The sequence below is a fragment of the Serratia sp. Ae19-1 genome, from assembly GCF_059801225.1.
The window spans coordinates 1-23307 of sequence record NZ_JBCHWD010000009.1; the positions used below are offsets into that span (position 1 = coordinate 1).

At 59.2% G+C, this 23307-nt stretch carries 21 protein-coding genes; 2 read left to right on the top strand and 19 right to left on the bottom strand.

Going from position 1 to position 23307, the window contains the following annotated elements; all coding sequences use genetic code 11:
• Positions 1-71: 71 nt before the first annotated feature.
• From nlpE to AAIE04_RS21480, 3 genes are read right to left on the bottom strand one after another with little or no spacing between them, the layout of a single operon-like run.
• On the bottom strand, positions 72-755 hold the full coding sequence (nlpE, locus tag AAIE04_RS21470) for an envelope stress response activation lipoprotein NlpE (protein ID WP_004932000.1): 684 nt from the start codon (positions 753-755) through the stop codon (positions 72-74).
• A gap of 29 nt (positions 756-784) precedes the next feature.
• On the bottom strand, positions 785-1198 hold the full coding sequence (gene arfB / locus AAIE04_RS21475; protein ID WP_004931997.1) for an alternative ribosome rescue aminoacyl-tRNA hydrolase ArfB: 414 nt from the start codon (positions 1196-1198) through the stop codon (positions 785-787).
• A 3-nt stretch (positions 1199-1201) separates the two neighbouring features.
• Positions 1202-1750 (bottom strand): YaeQ family protein, encoded by a 549-nt coding sequence (locus AAIE04_RS21480; protein WP_063917925.1) that lies wholly within the window; start codon positions 1748-1750, stop codon positions 1202-1204.
• 214 nt (positions 1751-1964) lie between these two features.
• On the opposite strand from AAIE04_RS21480, the gene AAIE04_RS21485 reads away from it, so the two are divergent.
• Positions 1965-2165: a YaeP family protein gene (locus AAIE04_RS21485; protein ID WP_004931993.1), complete on the top strand. Its 201-nt coding sequence runs from the start codon at positions 1965-1967 to the stop codon at positions 2163-2165.
• Positions 2152-2415 (top strand): Rho-binding antiterminator, encoded by a 264-nt coding sequence (gene rof, locus AAIE04_RS21490; protein ID WP_004931991.1) that lies wholly within the window; start codon positions 2152-2154, stop codon positions 2413-2415. Before AAIE04_RS21485 ends, rof begins: the two co-directional genes overlap by 14 nt.
• Before the next feature lie 50 nt (positions 2416-2465).
• On the opposite strand, the gene AAIE04_RS21495 is transcribed toward rof, so the two are convergent.
• The 16 genes from AAIE04_RS21495 to skp all read right to left on the bottom strand — a co-directional run bounded on the left by AAIE04_RS21495 (position 2466) and on the right by skp (position 23250).
• Complete coding sequence (locus tag AAIE04_RS21495; RefSeq protein WP_074055985.1) at positions 2466-2780, bottom strand: c-type cytochrome; 315 nt, start codon at positions 2778-2780, stop codon at positions 2466-2468.
• Positions 2780-4111: a tRNA lysidine(34) synthetase TilS gene (gene tilS, locus AAIE04_RS21500; RefSeq protein ID WP_498057649.1), complete on the bottom strand. Its 1332-nt coding sequence runs from the start codon at positions 4109-4111 to the stop codon at positions 2780-2782. Before tilS ends, AAIE04_RS21495 begins: the two co-directional genes overlap by 1 nt.
• Before the next feature lie 56 nt (positions 4112-4167).
• Positions 4168-5619: a dipeptide permease DtpD gene (gene dtpD / locus AAIE04_RS21505; protein WP_498577658.1), complete on the bottom strand. Its 1452-nt coding sequence runs from the start codon at positions 5617-5619 to the stop codon at positions 4168-4170.
• A 68-nt stretch (positions 5620-5687) separates the two neighbouring features.
• Complete coding sequence (gene cadA, locus AAIE04_RS21510; protein ID WP_063917927.1) at positions 5688-7826, bottom strand: lysine decarboxylase CadA; 2139 nt, start codon at positions 7824-7826, stop codon at positions 5688-5690.
• 95 nt (positions 7827-7921) lie between these two features.
• Complete coding sequence (cadB, locus tag AAIE04_RS21515; RefSeq protein WP_498577659.1) at positions 7922-9265, bottom strand: cadaverine/lysine antiporter; 1344 nt, start codon at positions 9263-9265, stop codon at positions 7922-7924.
• A gap of 369 nt (positions 9266-9634) precedes the next feature.
• A complete protein-coding gene (gene cadC, locus AAIE04_RS21520) occupies positions 9635-11191 on the bottom strand; it encodes a lysine decarboxylation/transport transcriptional activator CadC (protein WP_498577660.1) in 1557 nt (518 codons plus the stop codon).
• Between the two features lie 89 nt (positions 11192-11280).
• The gene (locus AAIE04_RS21525; protein ID WP_498577661.1) at positions 11281-11670 is read right to left on the bottom strand and encodes a VOC family protein; all 390 of its coding nucleotides are present in this window, start codon (positions 11668-11670) and stop codon (positions 11281-11283) included.
• A gap of 107 nt (positions 11671-11777) precedes the next feature.
• Complete coding sequence (locus AAIE04_RS21530; protein ID WP_019455766.1) at positions 11778-13922, bottom strand: lysine decarboxylase LdcC; 2145 nt, start codon at positions 13920-13922, stop codon at positions 11778-11780.
• Between the two features lie 111 nt (positions 13923-14033).
• Positions 14034-14993: an acetyl-CoA carboxylase carboxyl transferase subunit alpha gene (gene accA / locus AAIE04_RS21535; protein WP_019455765.1), complete on the bottom strand. Its 960-nt coding sequence runs from the start codon at positions 14991-14993 to the stop codon at positions 14034-14036.
• 12 nt (positions 14994-15005) lie between these two features.
• The gene (gene dnaE, locus AAIE04_RS21540) at positions 15006-18494 is read right to left on the bottom strand and encodes a DNA polymerase III subunit alpha (RefSeq protein ID WP_019455764.1); all 3489 of its coding nucleotides are present in this window, start codon (positions 18492-18494) and stop codon (positions 15006-15008) included.
• A gap of 82 nt (positions 18495-18576) precedes the next feature.
• Positions 18577-19170, bottom strand: coding sequence for a ribonuclease HII (rnhB, locus tag AAIE04_RS21545; RefSeq protein WP_019455763.1), 594 nt, complete (start codon positions 19168-19170; stop codon positions 18577-18579).
• Entirely contained in the window at positions 19167-20315 is a 1149-nt protein-coding gene (gene lpxB / locus AAIE04_RS21550; protein WP_063917929.1) for a lipid-A-disaccharide synthase, read from the bottom strand. The genes rnhB and lpxB overlap by 4 nt, the downstream gene beginning before the upstream one ends.
• A gap of 3 nt (positions 20316-20318) precedes the next feature.
• Positions 20319-21107 (bottom strand): acyl-ACP--UDP-N-acetylglucosamine O-acyltransferase, encoded by a 789-nt coding sequence (lpxA, locus tag AAIE04_RS21555; RefSeq protein ID WP_063917930.1) that lies wholly within the window; start codon positions 21105-21107, stop codon positions 20319-20321.
• A gap of 3 nt (positions 21108-21110) precedes the next feature.
• Positions 21111-21566, bottom strand: a complete 456-nt coding sequence (gene fabZ / locus AAIE04_RS21560; RefSeq protein ID WP_004931962.1) for a 3-hydroxyacyl-ACP dehydratase FabZ — start codon at positions 21564-21566, stop codon at positions 21111-21113.
• A gap of 160 nt (positions 21567-21726) precedes the next feature.
• On the bottom strand, positions 21727-22749 hold the full coding sequence (gene lpxD, locus AAIE04_RS21565; RefSeq protein WP_025160243.1) for a UDP-3-O-(3-hydroxymyristoyl)glucosamine N-acyltransferase: 1023 nt from the start codon (positions 22747-22749) through the stop codon (positions 21727-21729).
• A 3-nt stretch (positions 22750-22752) separates the two neighbouring features.
• Positions 22753-23250, bottom strand: a complete 498-nt coding sequence (gene skp, locus AAIE04_RS21570; protein ID WP_004931958.1) for a molecular chaperone Skp — start codon at positions 23248-23250, stop codon at positions 22753-22755.
• Positions 23251-23307 lie beyond the last annotated feature (57 nt).

Sequence of the window (23307 nt, forward strand, 5' to 3'; positions counted from 1 at the left end):
TTAAGCCCCCTTTTAGGGGGCTGTGTCAAAGCCACCTGCTAAGCAGGTGGATTTTTTACATCCGAAACGCGTTACTTGCTGCTGCAGCTTTTGCTGCGGTCGAACGCGATCTTGCCGTCCGGCACCACCGCTTTTTCAATCTGCCCCTCTTCCATCGACGGCTGCACGCTGAAGTGCGCGTTGAAGGTCAGGAACACCGGCTCGCCGGCAGTCTTATTGGCCTTGGCGTAACCTTGCTCCAGCGCGATGTTGTTATCCACCGGGAAAGTGATGCCGGTGGCGCAATCTTTGAACACCGCCGCGTCGGCCATATAGCTGTAGCTGCCTTTCATCACCATCGGGGTTTTAGGCAACGGCTTTTCGACCGGCTCCAGACGGTAATTCAGCTTGGACTCGATCGGCGCGCCGCTGCGGTCCAGCATTTCCAGGCTCTTGCCCACCGGACGGAAGTAGCGTTTCTCGCCGGTGCTGTCGGTCAGCACCAGCTTATCCGCGGTGCGCGCCCATTTGCCGTAGTCGGCAAAGGTCTGATCGCCGTCTTTGCTGCCGCGATAGGTTTCCTGCAGCACAAAAGTACCGTCTTCATCCAGGAACAGCGCCGTATCCAGACCGCCGCAATCGGCGCAAGGCAACACCCCTTGATAACTCTGCGGCATCGCCTGCAGCGGTTGTTCCTTCGGCTGATAATGATTGTTGCATCCCAACAACGAGAGTGCGCCTGCCGCCAAGAACAGGGCTATCGTAATTTTCTTCACAGTTATTCTCCTACTGTGTTCATGTATTCCTAAGTGCGAACCTTGCCACGCAGCGCCTTGGTGGCGCCTTTGCGCGTCTTGCCTTCCAGGCGACGCAGTTTCGCTCCTTTCGTCGGCTTGGTCGCCTTGCGCGTTTTTTCCACCACCATCGCCTGCTGAATCAACGCGACCAGCCTGGCCAACGCCGCTTCGCGATTCAATTCCTGACTGCGATACTCTTGCGCCTTGATAATCACCACGCCATCGGCAGTAATTAAATGGTGATTCAGCGCCAGCAGCCTTTCCTTATAATACTCTGGCAGGCTGGATGCCCGGATGTCAAAGCGCAAATGGATCGCCGTTGAGGTTTTGTTCACGTGCTGACCGCCCGCGCCCTGCGCGCGGATCGCCGTCAATTCCAGCTCATTATCCGGTATGGCTACGTTTCTTGACAGTTCCAGCACCGGTCACACCTGCGCCTGCTGCCACTCAGCAAACTGGATTTCCAGACTATTCTGAGCATCGGACAACCAAATAGTTCCCTCCTGCAGCGTCGCCTGCAGCGTCATGGTGCGGCTGGCCAGCGCCGTCAGCCGCGCCAGCTGCTCGTCGTCGAGGAAGCGTACGCTCAGGTTCTTGTAACCGGCCACTTTGCCCTGCATCGCCTGCCACCAAACGTGCGCGGCGCGCTCGCCGTAAGCGTACAACACCACGCGCGGTGACTGGTTGCAGGCCTTGCGAATGCGCTTCTCGTCGGGCAACCCCATCTCGATCCACATTTCCAGTCCGTTATGGTCGTTGCGCTGCCAGATCTCCGGCTCGTCGTCGGCGCTCAGCCCTTTGGTGAACACCAACCGTTCGTCGGCATGGCAGATCCAGGCCAGCAGGCGCAGCATCATGCGCTGTTCGTTTTCGGACGGGTGTTGCGCCAGCGTCAGCGCGGCGTCGTGGTAGAAATGACGATCCATATCAGCGATATTGACCGCGGCTTTATAAATGGTTGCTTTCAGCGCCATGGGTGACCTCGTAATTATCCGGCGACAGTGTACTTGATCAGGGCCGAACGCCGCCAGCGCAGCCCGGCCCGGCGCAGAGCGAAAGGCGTGTCGGGGTGCTGATAACTCCGTAACAGCTGTGCTATAGTCGTCTAGGATAGGATAAAACTCCGAGAGCCTGCGCCTCATCGCGAGAGCGGTCTTGATGATGCAGAGGTTCTTAAGGGAGGAAACTGTGCAACAATACTGTGAGTTAGTACGCCGTACTTACGCCGAGATTGGCAGTGGAGATCTTGGCTACGTGCCTGATGCGCTGGCTTGTGCGTTAAAGGCATTGGACGATGTCGCAGCGAACGACGCGCTACCGTCCTCCGTTAGGGAACAGGCGGCCTTTGCCGCCGCTAACTTATTGGTGAGCGACTATGTTGATGAATGATGAGTACCAACCCATCAATTGCGATGACTACGACAACCTGGAACTCGCCTGTCAGCATAAACTTATTCTGAAGCTGGAGTTACGCGACGGAGAAGTGATCGAGGCCAAGGCGATCGACCTGCTGCAAAAGAAACGCGTTGAGTATCTGACCATCGAGCAGAACGGCCAGCAGCGCGACCTGCGTCTGGACCATATCAGCAGTTTCAGTCATCCGGAAATCGGTACCGTGGTCGTCAGTCTGTCAGACTGAGCAGCGGTAACCCCATCCCAACAGGGCAGCCTACCGGCTGCCCTCGTCATTTATGGCTTCAGGCTGGCGTAATAGGCCGCCAGATCGGCGATATCATCCTCCGACAGGCCGGACACATAGGCCTTCATCACCTCGGCCTGGCCGCCGTTGCGCTCTCCTTTCTTGTACGCCTGCAGCGCGTGCTGCAGGTACATGGCGTTCTGCCCGGCCAAATTCGGGTACATCGGCACCGTCACCTTGCCCTGTGCGCCGTGGCAAGCCGCGCAGGCAGCGGCTTTCGCCTGACCGGCGGCCGCATCCCCCGCCGCCAATGCCGGCAGGCTGAACAGGCCGGCGGCCAACAGCGTGATCCCCACAAACTTCATCATTGCTCCTCACGATTATGATTTTTTTCCCAGCGCAGTCGCCACGGGCGTTCGTCTTCCGCCACTTGCCCCGCCTCACAGACGAATGTGCCCAGGGCGGCGATCAGCTGCTCATCATAATAAATCAACGGGATGCGATCACGCTGCCAGGGAGGAATCCCCAGCTCCTGCCACAGTTTTTTTATCGGTCGCGAATGGGAGCGCCCTACGATGCGCACGGTGCCCTGCACGCCGCCGAAACGAATGCTGATCCGCTGCGCTGGCTGCGGCGCGCGCAGCGCCAGTTCGCCCTCGCCGGCGATCAGGCGCCCCAGCCCGTCCGGCAACGCCAGTGGCTCGTCAGGCCGCCAGGGCAGATGCACACCGCGCAGCGTCGCCAGCGGCGGCAGCAGGTGCAGTCGGCCACGGAAACGGCGGATCTGATAGGCGCCGAGCTGCAGCTGCGGTTCAGCGTCTTCCCGGCTGAGCGCCACCTCCTCCCACAGGCGCTGTAGCTGCTCACGCGCCGGCATAGTGACGTTAAACAACGCGATCCAGCGCCGCAGCAAGGCGAAACGCCGTACCGGAGAACAGTCCGTCAGACCGTCGATCGCCAATGAGCGATCTGCCGCCAACAGGCTTTGCAGCGGTTCCGCCAGCAGTTCGTCCAACAGCTGCTCCTGCTCGGCGCACAGGCTGGCGCTGCGCGCCACCGCCGAAGCGAAGTGCGGCCAGCGCTGGTTGAGCTGCGGCAAAACCTGCAAACGCAGGAAATTGCGATCGAAGCGCGTGTCCTGATTGCTGTCGTCATCGATCCAGCTTAAGGCGTGGCGCTGCGCATAGCTTTCCAGCGTCTGGCGCGAACAGCCCAGCAATGGCCGCAACAACAGATGCTCGCCCAACGTGGTGCGCGCCGCCATCGCCGACAATCCCGCCGGCCCGCTGCCGCGCTTGAGCGCCAACAGGAAAGTTTCGCTTTGATCGTCAAGGTGTTGAGCGGTAAGCAGCGCTTCGCCCTCCGCCAGGGCGGCGCTGAAGGCGGCATAGCGCGCCGCACGCGCCGCCGCTTCGATGCCGCCCTGGCGGGCGTCCACCTGCACGTGCGTCACCGTCAGCGGCACCTGCCAGTCGGCGCAGCGGCGGCGGCAATGCTTCACCCAGCGGTCGGCGAAAGCGCTCAGGCCGTGGTGCACGTGCAATGCACGCAGCTGCAGCGCCGGACGTTGGCGGCGCAATGCCGCCAGCAGATGCAGCAGCACGCTGGAGTCCAGACCGCCGCTGAACGCCACCAGCAGCCGCTGCTGCGCGCCCAGCTGGTCCGCCACCAGCGTCGTTAATTGATCAGTATCCATCGGTAGGCTTTGTCACTTCTACATAGCTGCACGTTAACTCCGCCTACCGTCATCAATCAAGCATTAACCGTCCGGGCCTGGCGTCGCGTCAGCAGCCACCAGCCGCCCAGCACCGCGATCACCGCCAGCGCGCACCCGGCAGCTCCCCAGCCGATCTGAGCGAAAATGCGGCCATACGCCTGCATCGCCGCCCCTTCGATATGATCCTCGGCGGTCTGATTGGCGATAATGCCCGCCAGATAGTTGGCGATCGAGCCGGTCGCCAGCATATAGATGCCGGTCAACACCCCGGTGGCGCCGGGAATGTTCAGCCGGGTGATCTGCGCCATCGCCACCGGATCGATAAACAGTTCGGCGAAGCCCATCACCGCCAGGCCGGCGATCATCAGCCCCATCGATCCCGGCCCGTGCAGCCGCGTATTGAGCGCCATCAGCGTAAAGCCGACGCCGATCAGCAGCAGGCCGAAGGCGAACTTGCACCAGATGCGCAGCGTGCGATCGCCCGTACCGTCGCCGCTCGCCAACCATGCCAGCGCCACGCCGCCCAGCATCACCGCGCAGGCGTTAACCGACTGGAACAGCGCGGTCGGCACCGTCCAGCCGAACCAGCGCCGATCGACGAAGTGATCGATAAACAGGCTGATGGAGCTGCCACCCTGCTGGGCAAAGGCCCAGAACAGCGTGCCCAGCAGCATCAGCGCAACGATCCGCCACAGGCCCCGGCGCTGGCCGGCGTCCGCTCGCAGCATAATACGCGCCACCAGCACTACCGCCGCCACGCACACCAGCCCGAGCAAATAACCGGCCCAGTCGCGCACAAACAACAGCGTGAAGAACAGCGGCGACGCCAGCAACGCCGCCAACAGCCAGCCCCAGTGCGGCAAGCCCAGGCTTCTGGCACGCATCAGCGGGGCATTCACGCCGCGAGTGTGGCGGAAATGACGCCCGCCCAGCAGGAAGATCACCAGACCGGCGAACATGCCGATCCCGGCCAACGCAAAGCCGACGTGCCAGCCATAGCGCTCGGCCGCCAACCCACAGGCGATCGGCGCCAAAATAGATCCGACGTTACCGGCGGCGTACAGCAGCGAGAAACCTCCCTCGCGGCGCGAGTCCTGCGCCGGGTACAGCTCGCCCAGCAGGCAGCTGATATTGGATTTGAACAGGCCGTAACCGCAGATGATGATCGCCAGCGCCAGATAGAGCGACTGGGCGGAGACCGCGCTCAGGCCGAGCACGATATGCCCCAGGGTCATCAGCGCCGCGCCGGCGATCACCGCGACGCGGTTGCCCAGCAGGCGGTCAGCGAGCCAGCCGCCCAAAATAGGAGTGACGTAAACTAACGAAGCGTAAGCGCTGTAGAGATCGATGGCGCGGCTGTCGGTATAGCCGAGTTGGTGGGTCAGATAGAGAATCAGTAACGCACGCATGCCGTAAAAGCTGAAATATTCCCAAATTTGTATCGCTACGACATAGTAGATTGCGCGCGGCTGTGAGGGTGTTTTCATGTTGGTCTCCCATCAGTCGGTGAACGACAAAGGGGAAGCGCGAGCGCCTCCCCTGTTTTTGGCTGCAGTTATTTCGCCTTCAGCACTTTCACCCGATAACGTCCGTCCGCCTGACGATAGGCGCCGTGAATGTCGGTTTCAAAGCCCGGATAATGCGCGCCGATTTCGCACAGCATCTGCAGGAACTCCAGCACCGGCCGGCTCTCCTCGGTCAGCATTTCGCCCGGCATCACCAACGGCACGCCCGGTGGGTATGGCAGGATCATATTGGCGTTGACCTTGCCGACCATGTCCTCCAGATAGACCTCTTCCACTTCGCCGTGCAGCTCTTTCTGGAACGCCTGGTACGGGTTCATCACCATGGTTGGCAGCACTTCGAACGCGCGGTACATCAGATCCGGCAGGTTGTGTTGCTCCACCAGGCGGTGAATGTTCTGCGCCAGATCCTGAATGCGCATGTTTTCATAGAAATCAGGCGCTTCCTGATACAGCGAAGGCAGCATGTTTTTCACCCGCAGGTTCAGATCGAACGAGCGTTTGAAGTCGGTCATCGCGCGCAGCAGGCTGAGCGCCTTGGTTTTGTCGATGCCGATGCTGAACAGGAACAACAGGTTGTACGGCCCGGTTTTCTCGACGATGATGCCGCGTTCATCGAGGTATTTCGCCACGATGCTGGCCGGGATGCCGAACGGCTGCATCTCGCCTTCCTTGCTCATCCCCGGCGTCAGGATGGTGACCTTGATCGGATCGAGGTACATGTGTTCATTGTCGATGTTCTTGAAACCGTGCCAGGCGCTGTCGGAACGCAGCGGCCAGCATTCCGGCTCATCGATATGCTCCGGCTGCCAGACGTCGAAGAACCAGCCGTCGGATTCGACTTTCAGGCGTTTGATCTCTTTACGGAACTTGATCGCGCGTTCGATAGAGCCGTGGATCAGGCGCTTGCCGGCGTTGCCTTTCATCATCGCCGCGGCGGTTTCGGTAGAGGCCACGATGCCGTAGTGCGGCGAGGTGGTAGTGTGCATCATGTAGGCTTCGTTGAAGGTCTCTTCGTTGATGTCGCCCTTCACGTGGATCATCGACGCCTGCGAGAAAGCCGCCAACAGTTTGTGGGTGGACTGGGTTTCATAGATCACCTTGCCCTCCACGCGGCCGCCGCTCATGCCGCACTTGCCTTTATAGATCGGGTGGAAATTGGTGTAAGGCACCCAGGCGGAGTCAAAGTGGATAGATTTCACGTCCAGGGTGTTCTTGATAAAGTCGGTGTTGTACAGCAAGCCGTCATAGGTGGAGTTGGTGATCACCGCGTGCACCGGCCAGGTAGCGTTCGGGGTGTCCTTCACGCGTTTGGCGATGGTGGCGCGCTGGAACTCGCTCTGCGGAATGCCGCCGAGGATGCCGTAAGCGTTGCGGGTCGGGCGGAAGTAGATCGGCGTGATGTCACTCATCATCATCAGGTGAGTCAGCGACTTGTGGCAGTTACGGTCAATCAGCACCGTGCTGCCCGCCGGCGCCGAGTACATGCCGACGATCTTGTTGGCGGTTGAGGTGCCGTTGGTGACCATGTAGCTGCGTTCGGCGTTGAACACGCGAGAAATATACTCTTCCGCCTCTTTGTGCGGGCCGGAGTGATCCAGCAGCGATCCCAGCTCGGACACCGAAATCGAGATATCCGACTTCATGGTATTCGGGCCGAAGAAATCGTAGAACAGGCTGCCGACCGGGCTTTTCTGGAACGCGGTGCCGCCCATGTGGCCCGGCGTACAGAAGGTGTACTTGCCTTCGCGCACGTATTTGAACAGCGCCTTGGTCAGCGGCGGCAGGATGGTGTCGATATATTCGTCGGTATTCTGTTTGATCTTGGCGGCGATGTCGGTTGCCGCGCCGAGCGCATATTCGAAGAAGCGCACCTGCATGCGCAGATCGTTCAGGCTGACGTCCAGCGTGGAATAGGTGTTGGCGAACGCGTACAGCGGCATGTACTCGTTCAGTTGGCTGATCTCTTCGCACAGTTCCAGGTTGTATTTGTCCCAGTCGAAGATCACCCCACACAAGCGGGCATTGTTCTCGATCAGTTTCAGCAAGTCTTCGCGATCGTTAGGGTAAACGATGCGGAAATCCAGACTTTCCAGCGCCTGATGCAGTTCACGGATAGGCTCTTCTTTGAAGTAGACACCCATGTGATTCATGATGGCGATAACGTTCATATGCATTTCTCCTGGCAAAGCAAGCCCCTTCCCGTCGCGGCTGACAGGTCGGAAAGAAAGGGGCTGGGTAAATTCAGTCGGTCAGCGGACGCGAATCAGTGCGCTTTGGCCGTGGTGTTTTCATCGACCGCCGCTGCGCTGGCAGCCTGGCGGGTATTCATTTTCCGGGCGTAGAACATCAGGATAATCAGGCTGATGATAAAGGTGCCGGACAGTTCGAAAGAGTTGGCGCCCATCAGCGCGATGAAGCAGAAGCCGCAGCCGCACACTGAAGCGATCAGGCTCAGCAGGTTGCGTACGTTGACCCCTTCAAAGCGGATCAGGTCTACGCAGGAGTAGAAGTAAGGCAGCATGGTCAGCAGCACCGCGATACCGGTCAGCTCGCCGAACAGGTCGGACGCTTTGCCGCCGGCGGAGCTCATCAGGGTGATCAGCACCATCAGCGCGGTCATTTTGCAACCGGCCAGCAGCAGGCCTTTCTTCGGAATGCCGTTTTTATCCAGCTCGCCGTACACTTTCGGGAAATTGCCGTCGTTGGCGGCGCGTACCCCGGCCTGGCCGACCAGCATCATCCACGAACCGAGCGAGGTCAGGCAGGCGAAGGCGGTGAAGGCAGAAACCATCGGCGCCGCCCAGTTACCCATAATCGCCGAGGCGCTGATGGCGAACGGCGCGCCGCTGGCGGCCATTTCAGACGCCGGGAACATGCCGCTGATCACCTGGGTGGCGGCGATATAGATGATGCCCGCCAGACCGGTGCCGAGCATGGTCGCCAGCGGTACGGTGCGTTTCGGGTTTTTCACCATGCCGGTGCTGACCGCCGCGGATTCCACGCCGATGAACGCCCACAGGCACAGCAGGATACTTTTGATGACCGCATGGCTGTCGGTGGTGCCGGAGGTGTTCCAGTTAGCCTGGTAGGTAGCGGCGTCAAACCAGTGCCAGCCGATGGTGGCGGTCACGATCACCGGGATCAGCACCAACACCAGGCCCAGGGTGGTCAAACGGCTGACCCAGGTCCCGCCCAGCATGTTCACGAAGGTGAAGCTCCACACGATGGCGATACAGGCAATACCGGCGGGCACCGGGTTGTTCAGCGCCGGGAAGAAGGTGGAGAGATAAGAAACGGCGGTAATGCCGATGGCCAGGTTACCGATCCAGTTGGCATGGTAATAAAGCACGCCGGTCTGGAAACCGAAGGCCGGAGAAATTTCACCGGCATAGGCGATAGGGCCGCCCTGCTGCGGGTTTTTGGTGGCGAGGCGGGCATACACATAGGCCAACGACATCGCCCCGATAATCGAGATCACCCATCCCCAGATGGCGATGGATCCGAGACTCGCCAGGTTGGCGGGCAATAAGGCAATCCCGCTCCCCATCATATTACCGGCGACGACGCCGGTGCAGGCAATAAGCCCTATTTTCTTGGGTGAAGCCATGGTCAGTTTCTCCTGATTTACGTTTCTTATAAGCCACACCCATAAATAAAATATTTTAATGAGCCGGCTTGATAGTCAGGATGCTAACCATCGACGGGAATAAAGTCCTAAAGATAAAGTGAGATTACGCTCATGATCATACAAATGATAATTTGAGGTTTTTCATTAACACATCAAGATAAAAAGGTAAGCTAAAGAAAAGATAAACATCATTCAAAAACAATAATATGCAAAGGTTAAAAACGAATAACAAACGGCAAAAAAGAGATAATATCGCACAGCAAAATAATACATTCATGCAACATGCCTTCACCAATAAATAACGCCGCCATGATCCCCGAAGAATAATGGCGGCGTGATATCGGTTAATTATTGGCGCTGATAGTTATTTAAATAAGGCACGACGTTGGTCAATGACGTCTGGAATACGCCGTTGGTGATCCAATGCAATGTATCTTCGCCGGGGCGCAGGTTGAAGGCAGTGATATAAGAGTCCGCCGCCAAATGGTTCTGCCCCTGCATTTCATACACCTTGCCCAACAGCACATAGTTCAGCCACGACATTTGCAGCTCAATCCCCAGATCGATAGCCCGGTGCGCTTCGTCAATGCGCCCCTGCGTCAAGGCATCTACCGCCAGAACCTGCTGCATAATCGGCGTGTTCTTCAATTCGGGGATCGTCGCCAGATGGCTGATATCGGCCCGCAATTGCGCCAATGCCTGGCTGTCGAACGGTTGATAAGAATTGCGCAGCACATCCACCAGCGCTTTTTCCGCCAGCAGGTAGTGGAAATTCGGCGCGCTTTTAATCAGATCGCTCAACTGAACGCTGGCGCGGGTCAACGAATCGGCGTCGCCGTGGATCAACAATTGATGTGCCTGGTAGAAACGCTGCAGCAGCGGTCCGTTGTCGGGCAACAGCTGCGCCAGACGCTGCTCCAGCTGCGGCGGCCAGGGCTGTTTCAGCGCCGCGGACAGGCTGGAGAGGAAGTCGCTTTGGATCTTCAGCTGGTTATCGGCGGTGATGAAGTAACGCTTGTCCAACATGATCGAACTGTCGGCGTTATCCACCAGCCGCACGGACAGGAAACACTGCTGGGCGCGGTAGTGGCGCTGATTAACGAACTCGATATACAGCGACTTGCCCGAGTTGCTGGGGCCGGAATAGTTGTAGTTGGTCTGGTCGTGCACCAGGAAGGTCGAGTAAGTGTTCAACGAATCGGTAATCAGCTCGCTGACGCCCACCACATAAGAGAGCTGCGGCATCCAGTTGCTGCAGCTCTCGCCGCCCTGAATGCGGATATCGATATCGCGCGGGTTGAGCAGCACCGGCATGCTGGAGACCGGCACGCGCTGCGACAGCGTGGCGATGCCGACAAACGCCACGCAGACGCTCAGCGCACTCAGAAACGCCAGCCACACCCAGAACGTCGAGCGGCGATAAAAACGCGGCTTCTTCTCGCCGGGCGCAGCAGCCAGCGCGCTTGCCCGGCGCGGCGGCACATACGGCGTATCCTCTTCATCATCGCTGCCGTCTTCCGGCTCATGCATGATCACCGCGATCTGCGGCGCCTGAGCCAAAGCGGGCTGCGGCTCCCCTTCTTCACACCAGATCACCGAAGCCGCCAACTTATAACCGCGTTTGGGCACGGTAATAATGTATTCCTGACTGTCGCTGTCGCCGTCTTTCAGGTATTTGCGCAGTTCTGAAATGCATTGGGTCACCACGTGGTTGGTGACGATATTGCGCGTCCAGACATTGTCGATCAGCTCCTCGCGGCTCAGCACCACGTCAGGATGCCGGGCGAAATAGCACAGCATGTCGATCAGGCGCGGTTCCAGCGTTTTTTGGCGGCCGTCGCGGCTGATAGTGTTGTCGGCAGGGGTAACCAGCCACTCCCCGACGCGAAAAGCAGGCTCTTGCATGGCGGAAATAACTCTGTAGGCATGTAGGGCAAGGGCGCGATCATAGCATAACCGCCCCCGGCTGTGGCCGCCGGGAGGCGATTAAGCCGTTAACTCTCGTATAATTCTAACGGTAAACCATCGGGATCGCTGAAAAAGGTAAAGCGAGATTGGGTGTAAGGATCGACGCGCAGCGGTTCACAAGCGACGCCGGCCGCCTGCAGATGGGCGATGGCCTGCTCGATATCGTCGACGCTGAACGCCAGATGGCGCAGGCCGCAAGCCTCCGGGCGGCTGACCCGGACCGGCGGCGAAGGGAAAGAAAACAGCTCGATGGTGTATTGCCCGTTGAGCGCCAGATCCGCTTTCCAGGAGTCGCGCTCCGCACGGTAGACTTCGCTCAGCAGGGTAAACCCGAGAATGTCGCAGTAAAAACGCTTGCTGGCGGCGTAGTCCGCGCCAATGATCGCGATGTGATGCACCTGACGTAACGCCAGCATAGAAACCCTCTTCTGTTCGTTTTGGTGGGGCACGGTATCCGGCGGCGGCAATGCCGTCAATGAGAAAGCCCGGCGCATCTTGCCAAACCGCCGGGCGCATTATGCCATTATGGCTGCGGCGCTTTCAGCACCTTCACCAGATAACGCCCGTCTTCCGTCAGTTTGGCACCGTGGATGTCGGTTTCAAAGCCGGGGTAACGCTCGCCGATCGAACACAGCATCAGCAGGAAATCGAGTACCGCCCGGCTCTCTTCGGTGATCATTTCTCCCGGCATCACCAGTGGCACGCCCGGCGGATAAGGCAGGATCATATTGGCCGCCACCTTGCCCACCAACTGATCCAGCTCGCAAGTTTCCACATTGCCGCGCACCTGCTCCTGGAACATCTGGTGCGGCGTCAGCTTCATTTCCGGCAGCACGTCGAACGCCCGCTGCATCAGGCGCGGCAGATCGTGTTGGCAGATCAGTCGATGGATGCCGGCGGCCAGATCCTGAATGCGCATATGGCGATAAAAATCCGGATCTTCGGCATACAGATCCGGCAGCATGTTCTTCACCCGCAGGTTGAGATCGTAGGCGCGCTTGAAATCGGTCAGCCCGCGCAGCAGGCTCATCGCCTTGGTTTTATCGATGCCGATGCTGAACAGGAACAGCAGGTTGTAAGGCCCGGTCTTCTCCACCACGATGCCGCGCTCGTCGAGGTACTTCGCCACCAGCGCCGCCGGGATCCCCTCCTCCTCCAGCGCGCCCAGCTCGTTCATACCCGGCGTGAGGATCGTCACCTTGATCGGATCGAGATACATATGATCGCGATCGGTCTGGCCGAAACCGTGCCAGTTGTCGTCGGGATCCAGCGGCCAGCACTGCGCCTCATCGATCTCTTCCGGCTGCCAGATATCGAAGAACCAGCTGTCGCTCTCCTCGCGCAGCCGCTGTACTTCACGGCGGAAATGCAGCGCGCGCTCCACCGAACGGTTGATCAAACGCCGTCCTGGGTTGCCGCGCAGCATGGCGGCAGCGGTCTCCATCGACGCCACGATGCCGTAGTGCGGCGAAGTGGTGGTGTGCATCATGTAGGCTTCGTTGAAGGTGCTTTCGTCGTAGTCGCCCTTGATATGAATCATCGAAGCCTGCGAGAAGGCCGCCAGCAGCTTGTGCGTCGACTGGGTTTCGTAAATCACCTTACCGGGCACCCGCTCGCCGCTCATGCCGCTTTTGCCGTCGTAAATCGGGTGGAAGTTGGTGTAAGGCACCCAGGCGGAATCGAAGTGGATCGACGGCACCTCCAGCGTCTGCTTGATGTAGTCGGTGTTGTACAGCAGGCCGTCATAGGTGGAATTGGTGATCACCGCGTGTACCGGCCAGGTGGCGTTCTGGGTCTCCTGCACCCGGGCGGCGATGCTGGCGCGGGTGAACTCGCGCTGCGGAATACCGCCGAGGATGCCGTAGGCGTTGCGCAGCGGGCGCAGGTAGATCGGCACGATATCACTCATCATCAGCAGGTGGCACAGCGATTTGTGGCAGTTACGGTCGATCAGCACCGTGCTGCCCGCCGGCGCCGAATACATGCCGACGATCTTGTTGGCGGTGGAGGTGCCGTTGGTGACCAGATAGCTCTGCTCGGCGTTGAAGGTGCGCGCGATATACTCTTCGGCCTCGAGGTGCGGGCCGGTGTGATCCAGCAGCGAGCCGAGCTCGGTGACCGAAATTGAAATGTCGGCCTTCAGGGTATTGGCGCCGAAGAAGTCATAGAACAGGCAGCCCACCGGGCTTTTCTGGAACGCGGTGCCGGCCATGTGGCCCGGCGTGCAGAACGTGTACTTGCCTTCGCGCACGTAGTTGAACAGCGCCTTGGTCAGCGGCGGCGTAATGGTGTCGATGTATTCCGCCGTGTACTGCTGGATGCGCTGCGCGATATCGTCCGCCGCATTCAGACCGTACTCGAAGAAATAGAGCACCATGCGCATTTCATGCAGGCTGACGTCGAAGGTGGAGTGGGTATTGATAAAGGCGTACAGCGGCAGGTATTCGTTCAGCTCGTTGATCTCGCTGCACAGCTCCAGGCTGTAGTCGTCCCAGTCGAAGATCACCCCGCAGATGCGGGCGTTGGCTTCGATCAGTTTCAGCAGGTCACCGCTGTTTTTAGGATACACCAGCTGGAATCCCATGGCGGCCAGCGCAGCGTGGAGCTCGCGAATCGGCTCATCTTTGTAGTAGACGCCCGTCGGGCCCATGATGGCGATGATATTCATCGGCAGCTCCTGTCAGTTAACGGCCAAGTCTCTATAACACCACGAAAATCCGGCGGTGTGTAGCCAAAAAAAAACCGCCCGAAGGCGGTTTCTTGCAGCGAACAACAGAACTCAGCAATAGCCGTAGTTCATCAGGCGCTGATAGCGACGGTTGAGCAACTCTTCGTCGTTCAGACCGTCCAGATCTTTCAGGTCGGCCAACAGCTGCGCTTTCAGCGCGGCCGCCATCGCCGGCACGTCGCGGTGCGCGGAACCCAGCGGCTCCGGGATAACCGAGTCGATCAACTTCAGTTCTTTCAGACGCGGCGCAGTGATGCCCATCGCTTCTGCGGCCAGCGGCGCCTTGTCGGCGCTCTTCCACAGGATGGAGGCGCAGCCTTCCGGCGAAATCACCGAATAGGTGCTGTACTGCAGCATGTTCACCTTGTCGCCCACGCCGATCGCAAGCGCGCCGCCCGAGCCGCCTTCGCCGATGACGGTGCAGATGACCGGGATGTTCAGGCGCGACATCTCGCGCAGGTTGCGCGCGATGGCTTCCGACTGGCCACGTTCTTCCGCACCCACGCCCGGATAAGCGCCCGGGGTATCGATAAAGGTAATGAGCGGCATCTTGAAGCGTGCGGCCATTTCCATCAGGCGCAGCGCCTTACGGTAGCCTTCCGGCGCCGGCATGCCGAAGTTGCGGCGGATCTTCTCTTTGGTTTCGCGGCCTTTCTGGTGCCCGATGATCATCACCGGGCGGCCATCCAGGCGCGCAATGCCGCCGACGATCGCTTTGTCGTCGGCGTAAGCGCGATCGCCCGCCAACTCTTCGAAGTCGGTAAAGATGTGTTTGATATAATCCAGGGTATAAGGACGGCGCGGGTGGCGTGCCAATTGGGCAATCTGCCAAGCCCCAAGATCGGCAAAAATCTTGCGCGTCAGCTCAACGCTCTTTTCACGCAGGCGCTGAACCTCTTCGTCCAGATTAATATCTAATTTTTCGTCTTGACGGCTGACTGCAGTCAGCGAGTCAATTTTCGCTTCCAGCTCTGCAATCGGCTGTTCAAAATCAAGAAAATTCAGACTCATAGCATTCCTATTTTAGTCAAATTCCAAGTCCACCTGCTCATTGCCTACCAACGTCCGCAAGTCGATCAACAAGCGGTCGGTGGGCGTCACGCGCCAGGTTGCGCCAAAACGCAGCTTGGCTCGCGCATCTTCCCGTTGATAGTAGAGATGCACTGGAATCGTCCCCGAGCGATGGGGTTCCAACGACTGACGGAGACGGTTCAAAAGCTGGTCATCAATTTGCCTGTCAGTCAGCGAGATAGCAAGCCCGCGAGCATATTTTTCCCGGGCTTCACTGATGTCCATTACCTCGCGGGCCATCATTTTAAGCCCGCCGCTAAAGTCATCAAAGCTGACCTGTCCACTGGCGATAAGGATACGGTCTTTTTCCAACAAATGCTGGTATTTTTCTAACGCTTCGGTGAATAGCATCACTTCCAGACGGCCCGAACGGTCATCCAGCGTACAGATGCCGATGCGGTTGCCGCGCTTGGTCACCATCACCCGCGCGGCGACCACCAGCCCGACGGCGGTAGTCATTTTGCCCCGGTCCGTCGGGTGCATGTCTTTCAAACGCTGGCCACCGGCGTAACGTTCGATCTCCTTCAGGTACTGGGTGATCGGGTGGCCGGTGAGGTACAGCCCCAGCGTCTCCCGTTCACCGTCCAGCACCACCTGCTCCGGCCAGGGCGCGATATTGGCGTAGGATTGCTCCACCTGCTCCGGCGCTTCCGCCAGCACGCCAAACATATCCACCTGGCCGATAGCTTCGGCTTTCGCATGCTGATCCGCCGCTTTCAACGCATCGCCAAGCGAATTCATCAGCGCGGCGCGGTGCGGCCCAAGGCGATCGAACGCCCCGGACATGATCAGTTTCTCCAGAATGCGGCGGTTCAGTTTCTTGATGTCGGAGCGCGCGCACAGGTCGAACAGGTCTTTGAAGTAACCTTGCTCACCGCTGTTGCGCGCCTCGATAATCGCCTCGATCGGCCCTTCCCCCACGCCCTTGATGGCGCCGATGCCGTAAACGATCTCGCCGTCGTCGTTAACGTGGAAGTGATAAAGGCCGCTGTTGATGTCCGGCGGCAGGATCTTCAGCCCCATACGCCAACATTCGTCCACCAGCCCCACCACTTTGTCGGTGTTGTCCATATCGGCGGTCATTACCGCCGCCATAAACTCGGCTGGGTAGTGCGCCTTCAGCCACAGCGTCTGGTAAGAGACCAGCGCATAGGCGGCGGAGTGCGATTTGTTAAAGCCGTAACCGGCGAATTTCTCCACCAGATCGAAGATTTTCACCGACAGTTCGCCGTCGATGCCGCGCGATTTCGCGCCGTCTTCAAAGCCGCCGCGCTGCTTGGCCATTTCGACCGGGTTCTTTTTACCCATCGCACGACGCAGCATGTCCGCGCCGCCCAGGGTGTAACCGGCCAGCACCTGGGCAATCTGCATCACCTGTTCCTGATACAGGATGATACCGTAGGTCGGTTCCAGTACCGGCTTGAGCGACTCGTGCTGCCACTGGATATCCGGGTAGGAGATCTCTTCGCGGCCGTGCTTGCGGTCGATGAAGTTATCTACCATGCCCGACTGCAGCGGCCCCGGGCGGAACAGCGCTACCAGTGCGATCATGTCTTCGAAGCAGTCGGGCTTCAGACGTTTGATCAGGTCTTTCATGCCGCGCGATTCAAGCTGGAACACCGCCGTGGTTTCCGAGCGCTGCAGCATGTCGAAGCTTTTCTTGTCGTCGAGCGGAATGGCGGCGATGTCGATCGGTTCCAGCCCGGTCTTGGCGCGCCGGGCGTTGATCATCTCCAGCGCCCAGTCGATGATGGTCAGGGTACGCAGACCGAGGAAGTCGAACTTCACCAGCCCGGCGTATTCCACGTCGTTCTTGTCGAACTGGGTCACCGGGTGGTGCCCTTCGGCGTCGCAGTACAATGGCGCGAAGTCGGTGATCTTGGTCGGCGCGATCACCACGCCACCGGCGTGTTTACCAGCGTTGCGCGTTACCCCTTCCAGCTTGCGCGCCATGTCGATCAGCGCCTTGACCTCTTCGTCGGCCTCGTAAATTTCAGGCAGCTGCGGTTCGGCGGCGAAGGCTTTTTCCAGCGTCATGCCCGGATCCGGCGGCACCAGCTTGGAGATGCGATCGACGAAACCGTACGGGTGCCCCAGCACCCGGCCCACGTCGCGGATAACCGCTTTCGCCGCCATGGTACCGAAGGTGATGATCTGCGATACCGCTTCGCGGCCGTACATCTCCGCCACGTGCTCTATCACCTGATCGCGCTTCTCCATGCAGAAGTCGACGTCGAAGTCGGGCATCGAAACACGTTCCGGGTTCAGAAAGCGTTCAAACAGCAGGTCGAACTCCAGCGGATCGAGGTCGGTGATTTTCAACGCATAGGCCACCAGCGAACCGGCGCCGGAGCCGCGCCCCGGGCCAACCGGCACATTGTTGTCCTTCGACCACTGGATAAACTCCATCACGATCAGGAAGTAGCCGGGGAACCCCATCTGGTTGATCACCTTCAGCTCGACGTCCAGACGCTCGTCGTATTCCGGGCGGCGCTGCGCGCGCACTTCAGGATCGGGGAACAGGAACTCCAGACGCTCTTCCAGCCCCTCTTTCGATTTGAGCACCAGGAAGTCCTCGGTGCTCATATCGCCGGTCGGGAACTGCGGCAGGAAGTATTCGCCGAGGCGAATGGTGACGTTGCAGCGCTTGGCGATTTCGACGCTGTTCAGCAGCGCTTCCGGGATGTCGGCGAACAGCTCGCACATCTCGTCTTCGCTGCGCATGTACTGTTGCGGGCTGTAGTTGCGCGGCCGCTTGGGATCGTCCAGCGTGAAGCCGTCGTGGATGGCGACGCGAATCTCATGGGCGTCGAAGTCATCTTCCACCAGGAAGCGCACGTCGTTGGTGGCCACCACCGGCAAACCGCGCTCGGTGGCCAGCGCCACCGCCGCATGCAGGTAGTTCTCTTCGTCCGGGCGGCCGGTACGGATCAGTTCCAGGTAGTAACAGTCAGGGAAGTGCTGCTGGTAGAAGTCCAGGCACTGATCCACCTGCGCCTGGTTGCCGCGCAGCAGAAACTTGCCGACGTCGCCCTGGCGCGCACCGGAGAGCAGGATCAGCCCTTCGCGGTGTTCGATCAGCCAGTCGCGATCGATGGTCGGGCCGGCGGCACCATAGCCACGCTGATAGGCGCGGGAAATCAGCAGCGTCAGGTTCTGGTAGCCTTCATTGTTGCTGGCCAGCACCGTCAACTGAGCCAGTTCATCGCCCAGCTCTTCGCTTTGCACATGGAAATCCGCACCGATGATCGGTTTGATCCCGGCGCCGTGCGCGCTGCCGTAAAATTTCACCAGCCCGCACAGGTTGGTGAAATCGGTGATTGCCAGAGCAGGCATGGCTAACGCGGCGGCTCTTTTCACCAGCGGCGCCGTCTTGGCCAATCCATCAATCATGGAGTAGTCGCTGTGGACGCGCAGGTGAATAAAACGAGGTTCGGCCATCTCCAGATACCTGATTGAAGGGGTTCAGCAGGCTGAACCCGGGTTAATGCTATCGTCGGGCCTGGTCAATCAGGCCCGCAGACTACAGCGCCAGCGCCCTTTTCACCGGCGCGAAGCTGCGGCGGTGATGCTCGGTGGCGCCCAGCGCGGCCAGCCGCTCCAGGTGGAAGGCGGTCGGGTAGCCTTTATGTTGCGCGAAACCGTAATCCGGGAACTCGCTGTCCAGCTCGGCCATTTCGCGATCGCGCGTGACCTTCGCCAGAATGGACGCCGCGCTGATCTCCGCCACGCGGCTGTCGCCCTTCACCACCGCCTGCGAACGCATCGGCAGACTCGGGCAACGGTTACCGTCGATTAAAACCATGTCCGGCGCGATATGCAACCCTGCCACCGCACGCTGCATCGCCAGCATCGTCGCATGCAAAATATTCAGCTGGTCGATTTCCGCCGGCTCGGCGCGGCCCAGGCTCCAGGAGAGCGCTTTGGCGACGATTTCGTCATACAGCGCCAAACGGCGTTTTTCACTGAGTTTCTTGGAGTCCGCCAGACCGACGATCGGCTGCGCCGGATCGAGGATCACGGCGGCGGTGACCACCGCGCCGACCAACGGGCCGCGGCCCACTTCGTCCACACCGGCAATCAGCGTGGCAGCGGGATAGATAAAGGGTTCAATCATGCTTTCGCCAGCTCCAACACAGCCTGAGCGGCCTGTTCGTCCGCACCGCAACGGATGCTTTGGTGCAAGGTAAGGAAAGTCTGTTTCAGCGCTTCGGTTTGCGGGCTCTCTTCCAGCAGCGGCATCACGGCGGCGGCCAGTTTGTCCGGCACGCAGTCATGCTGCAGCAGCTCGGTGACGATCTCGCGCCCCGCCAGCAGATTCGGCAGCGAAACGTAAGGGGTTTTCACCAGCTTCTGCGCCAGCCAGAAAGTGAACGGTTTCATGCGATACCCCACCACCATCGGGCACTTGGCCAGCATGCACTCCAGCGCCGCCGTGCCGGACGCCAGCAGCGCCGCATCGCTGGCGATCATCGCTTCACGTCCCTGGCCGTTCAGCAGGTGTACGGTCAGATCCGGCGCCACCTCGGCCTTAATGCGCTCAAACTGCTCGCGCCGTTTGGCATTGACCAGCGGCACCACCACTTCCAGCTCGGGATAACGTGTGCGCAGCAGCTGCGCGGTTTTGAGGAAGTCGGCGCTCAGCATCTCGACTTCGGCGCCGCGGCTGCCTGGCAACAAGGCCAGACAGCGCGCCTGCGGAGCGATGCCAAGCTGGGCGCGCGCCGCCAGCCGATCCGGCTGCAACGGCATGGCGTCCGCCATGGTGTGGCCGATAAAGCGGCAAGGCACGTTGAAACGATCGTAAAACGCTTTTTCGAAAGGGAGAAAGGCCAGCACCAGATCGGTGGCTTTGCCAATTTTGAAAACGCGCTTTTGCCGCCAGGCCCATACGGATGGGCTGACGTAATGGATGGTGCGAATGCCGCGCTGCTTGAGGCGGCCTTCCAGCGTGATGTTGAAGTCCGGCGCGTCGATGCCGACAAACACGTCCGGCCGCAGCTCGCTGAAGCGGCGAGTGAGATCTTTGCGGATCTTCAACAGGCGTGGCAAGCGTTCGAGCACTTCCACCACGCCCATAACCGCCAGCTCTTCCATTTCGTACCAGGCCTCACACCCTTCGGCCTGCATCAGCGGGCCGGCGACGCCAACGAAACGCGCGTCGGGGATCTGCGCCTTGAGCGCGCGGATCAAGCCGGCGCCGAGAATGTCACCGGAGGTTTCTCCGGCGACCAATCCGATAGTCAATGGACGATTCGACATAACTCAGCGAATGATGCCACGGGTGGAACGGGTGAAGAAATCGAGGTACTGCTGCACCACCGGCTGCTCTTTAGCCAGGGCTTCAATTTCCGCTTTCGCTTCATCCAGCGTTTTCTCGCTGCGGTAAAGGATTTTGTAGGCGTTGCGAATCGCCTGCATTTCATCCTTGTCAAAACCGCGACGCTTCAGGCCGACCGCGTTGACGCCAAATGGTGTTGCGTGGTTGCCCTGAGCGATGACGAACGGAGGCACATCCTGAGCGACGCCGGAACAACCGCCTACCATCACATGCGCACCGATAATGCAGAACTGGTGGATCGCGGTCATGCCGCCGATGATGGCGTGATCGTCAATTTCCACATGCCCTGCCAGCGTGGCGTTGTTGGCCAGCACGCAAGAATTGCCGACCACGCAGTCGTGGGCGACGTGCACGTTGACCATCAGCAGGTTGTCATTACCCACTTTGGTCAGCCCGGTGCCCTGCGCGGTGCCGCGGTGAATGGTGACGCTTTCGCGGATGCGGTTGCGATCGCCCACTTCCACACGCGTCGGCTCGCCCGCGTATTTCAGATCCTGATTCACTTCGCCGATGGAGGCGAACTGATAAATCTGATTATCGCGGCCAATCTTGGTAATGCCGTTCACCACCACGTGGGATTTCAGCACCGTGCCGGCGCCGATTTCCACCTGGGAGCCGACGTAGCAGAAAGGGCCGATATGCACGTTGGCGCCGATCACGGCGCCTTCTTCGACTATCGCGCTTGGATGGATAAAGGCGGTTTGGTCAATCACGGATTAAGCCTCCCGGCTGCGGGCACACATCATGGTTGCTTCGCAGACAATTTTACCGTCAACGGTCGCCACGCCTTTGAAGCGAGTCAGACCGCGGCGCGTTTTCTCGAAGGTGACTTCCATGACCATCTGATCGCCTGGCACCACAGGGCGCTTGAAGCGCGCTTCGTCGATACCGGCGAAGTAATACAGCTCGCCCGGCTCCAGTTTGCCGACGCTTTTAAACGCCAGGATACCGGTGGCCTGCGCCATGGCTTCCAGGATCAATACGCCTGGGAAAATCGGTTTGCCAGGGAAGTGGCCCTGGAAAAACGGTTCATTCACCGATACGTTCTTCACCGCACGCAGATATTTGTGTTCTTCAAACTCGAGGACGCGGTCGACCAGCAAGAACGGGTAACGGTGAGGAAGCAGATCCAAAATTTCTGCAATATCCAGAGTATGAGTGTCAGTAGTCAAAATACTCTTCCTGTCTCTAAAAACTGATGGCATCAACAACACGGCCTGCGCTGACCCCAAAAGGAGATCATCATGCAGGCCGCAAATTAACATCTCTTTGCGCTTTTGGTCTCACGACCAACGCGTTTCGTTTTGTACCCGCCAGGGCGGGCGGCAATGACTAGTCTTTTCCGACTTTACGTTCGACAGCTTTCAAGCGCTTGCTGATCTCATCGATATTCATTACCAACGCAGCGGTTTTACGCCAAACCTTGTTAGGCTGCAACGGAATGCCCGAAGAGTATACCCCAGGTTCGGTGATTGGTCGCATAACCATTCCCATTCCGGTAACAACAACCTTGTCGGCAATCTCCATGTGACCGTTGATCACGCTGGCGCCGCCGATCTGGCAGTAGCGGCCGATTTTCAGGCTGCCGGCCATGATCACACCGCCGGCGACGGCGGTATTGTCGCCAATCACGACGTTATGTGCAATCTGGCATTGGTTGTCGATGATAACACCATTCCCGATTTGGGTGTTATCCAAAGCGCCGCGGTCAATGGTGGTGCAAGCGCCGATTTCGACGCGATCGCCGATAATCACCGTGCCCAACTGAGGAATTTTGATCCACTCGCCGCGCTCGTTCGCATAGCCGAAACCGTCTGCGCCGATCACCGTTCCGGACTGGATCAGGCAGCGCTGGCCGATTTCGACCGCATGATAAATCGTGACGTTCGCCCACAGACGCGTTCCCGCGCCGATGCGTGCGTGTTTGCCGATGAAGCAGCCCGGGCCGATAACCACGTTATCGCCAAGCACCGCACCCGACTCGATCACCGCATTCGCCCCAATGGCGACGTTCTGCCCCAGCTGCGCTTCAGGCGAGATAACCGCGCTTGGCGCGATATCCTGGGCCGGCGACGGCGTGGTGTCCATCAGCTGCGCCATGCGCGCATAGGTCAGGTAAGGGTTCTTAACCACCAGCGCCGCACTGCGGCAGTGTGGTAAATCCGCTTCGGTAAGCACCACGGCGCTTGCCTGGCAGGAAGACAGCTGCTCTTGGTAGCGGCTGTTTGACAAAAACGTGATTTGGCCAGGCTGTGCCGAATGCATAGAAGCAATGCCGGTGATGACGAGATCGCCATCACCGTGCAATTGTGCATCCAACTGCTGCGCTAAATCAGCCAGTCGAATTGAAAGCATGTGTTATTTAACCTGTTTCAGCACGTCAGCAGTGATGTCTTTGGAAGAGTCTGCATAGGCAACGGCGTTGGCGTCGATCACCACGTCATAACCGCCTTTGCTCGCGACAGACTTCACCGCGTCCTGGATGCGGCTCAGGATCTTGTTACGCTCTTCCATCTGGCGACGACGGTTGTCCTGCTCGAAAGCCTGAGCTTTCTGAGAGAACTGCTCGCGCTGCGCCATCACGTCTTTTTCCAACTTGCTGCGGTCGCTGGCTTTCATGGTAGCGCCGTCACGCTGCAGACGTTGCATTTTGGTCTGCAGGCTACGTTCCATGTTCTGGAGTTCGCTTGCACGGCCTTTAAACTCGTTTTCCAGCTGTTTAGCGACCGCTTCGCGGGCCGGCAGCTGTTGGAAAATGCTGGAGACGTTAACGACAGCGATCTTATCTGCTGCCTGAACGCCAGCTGAAGCAGCCATTGCTAAACCGAGGCCTGCGGCACACAACCACTTTTTCACTATAAACTCCTTACCATCACCCATTTGTGTCATATGACACTGAAGTACACAATTTGC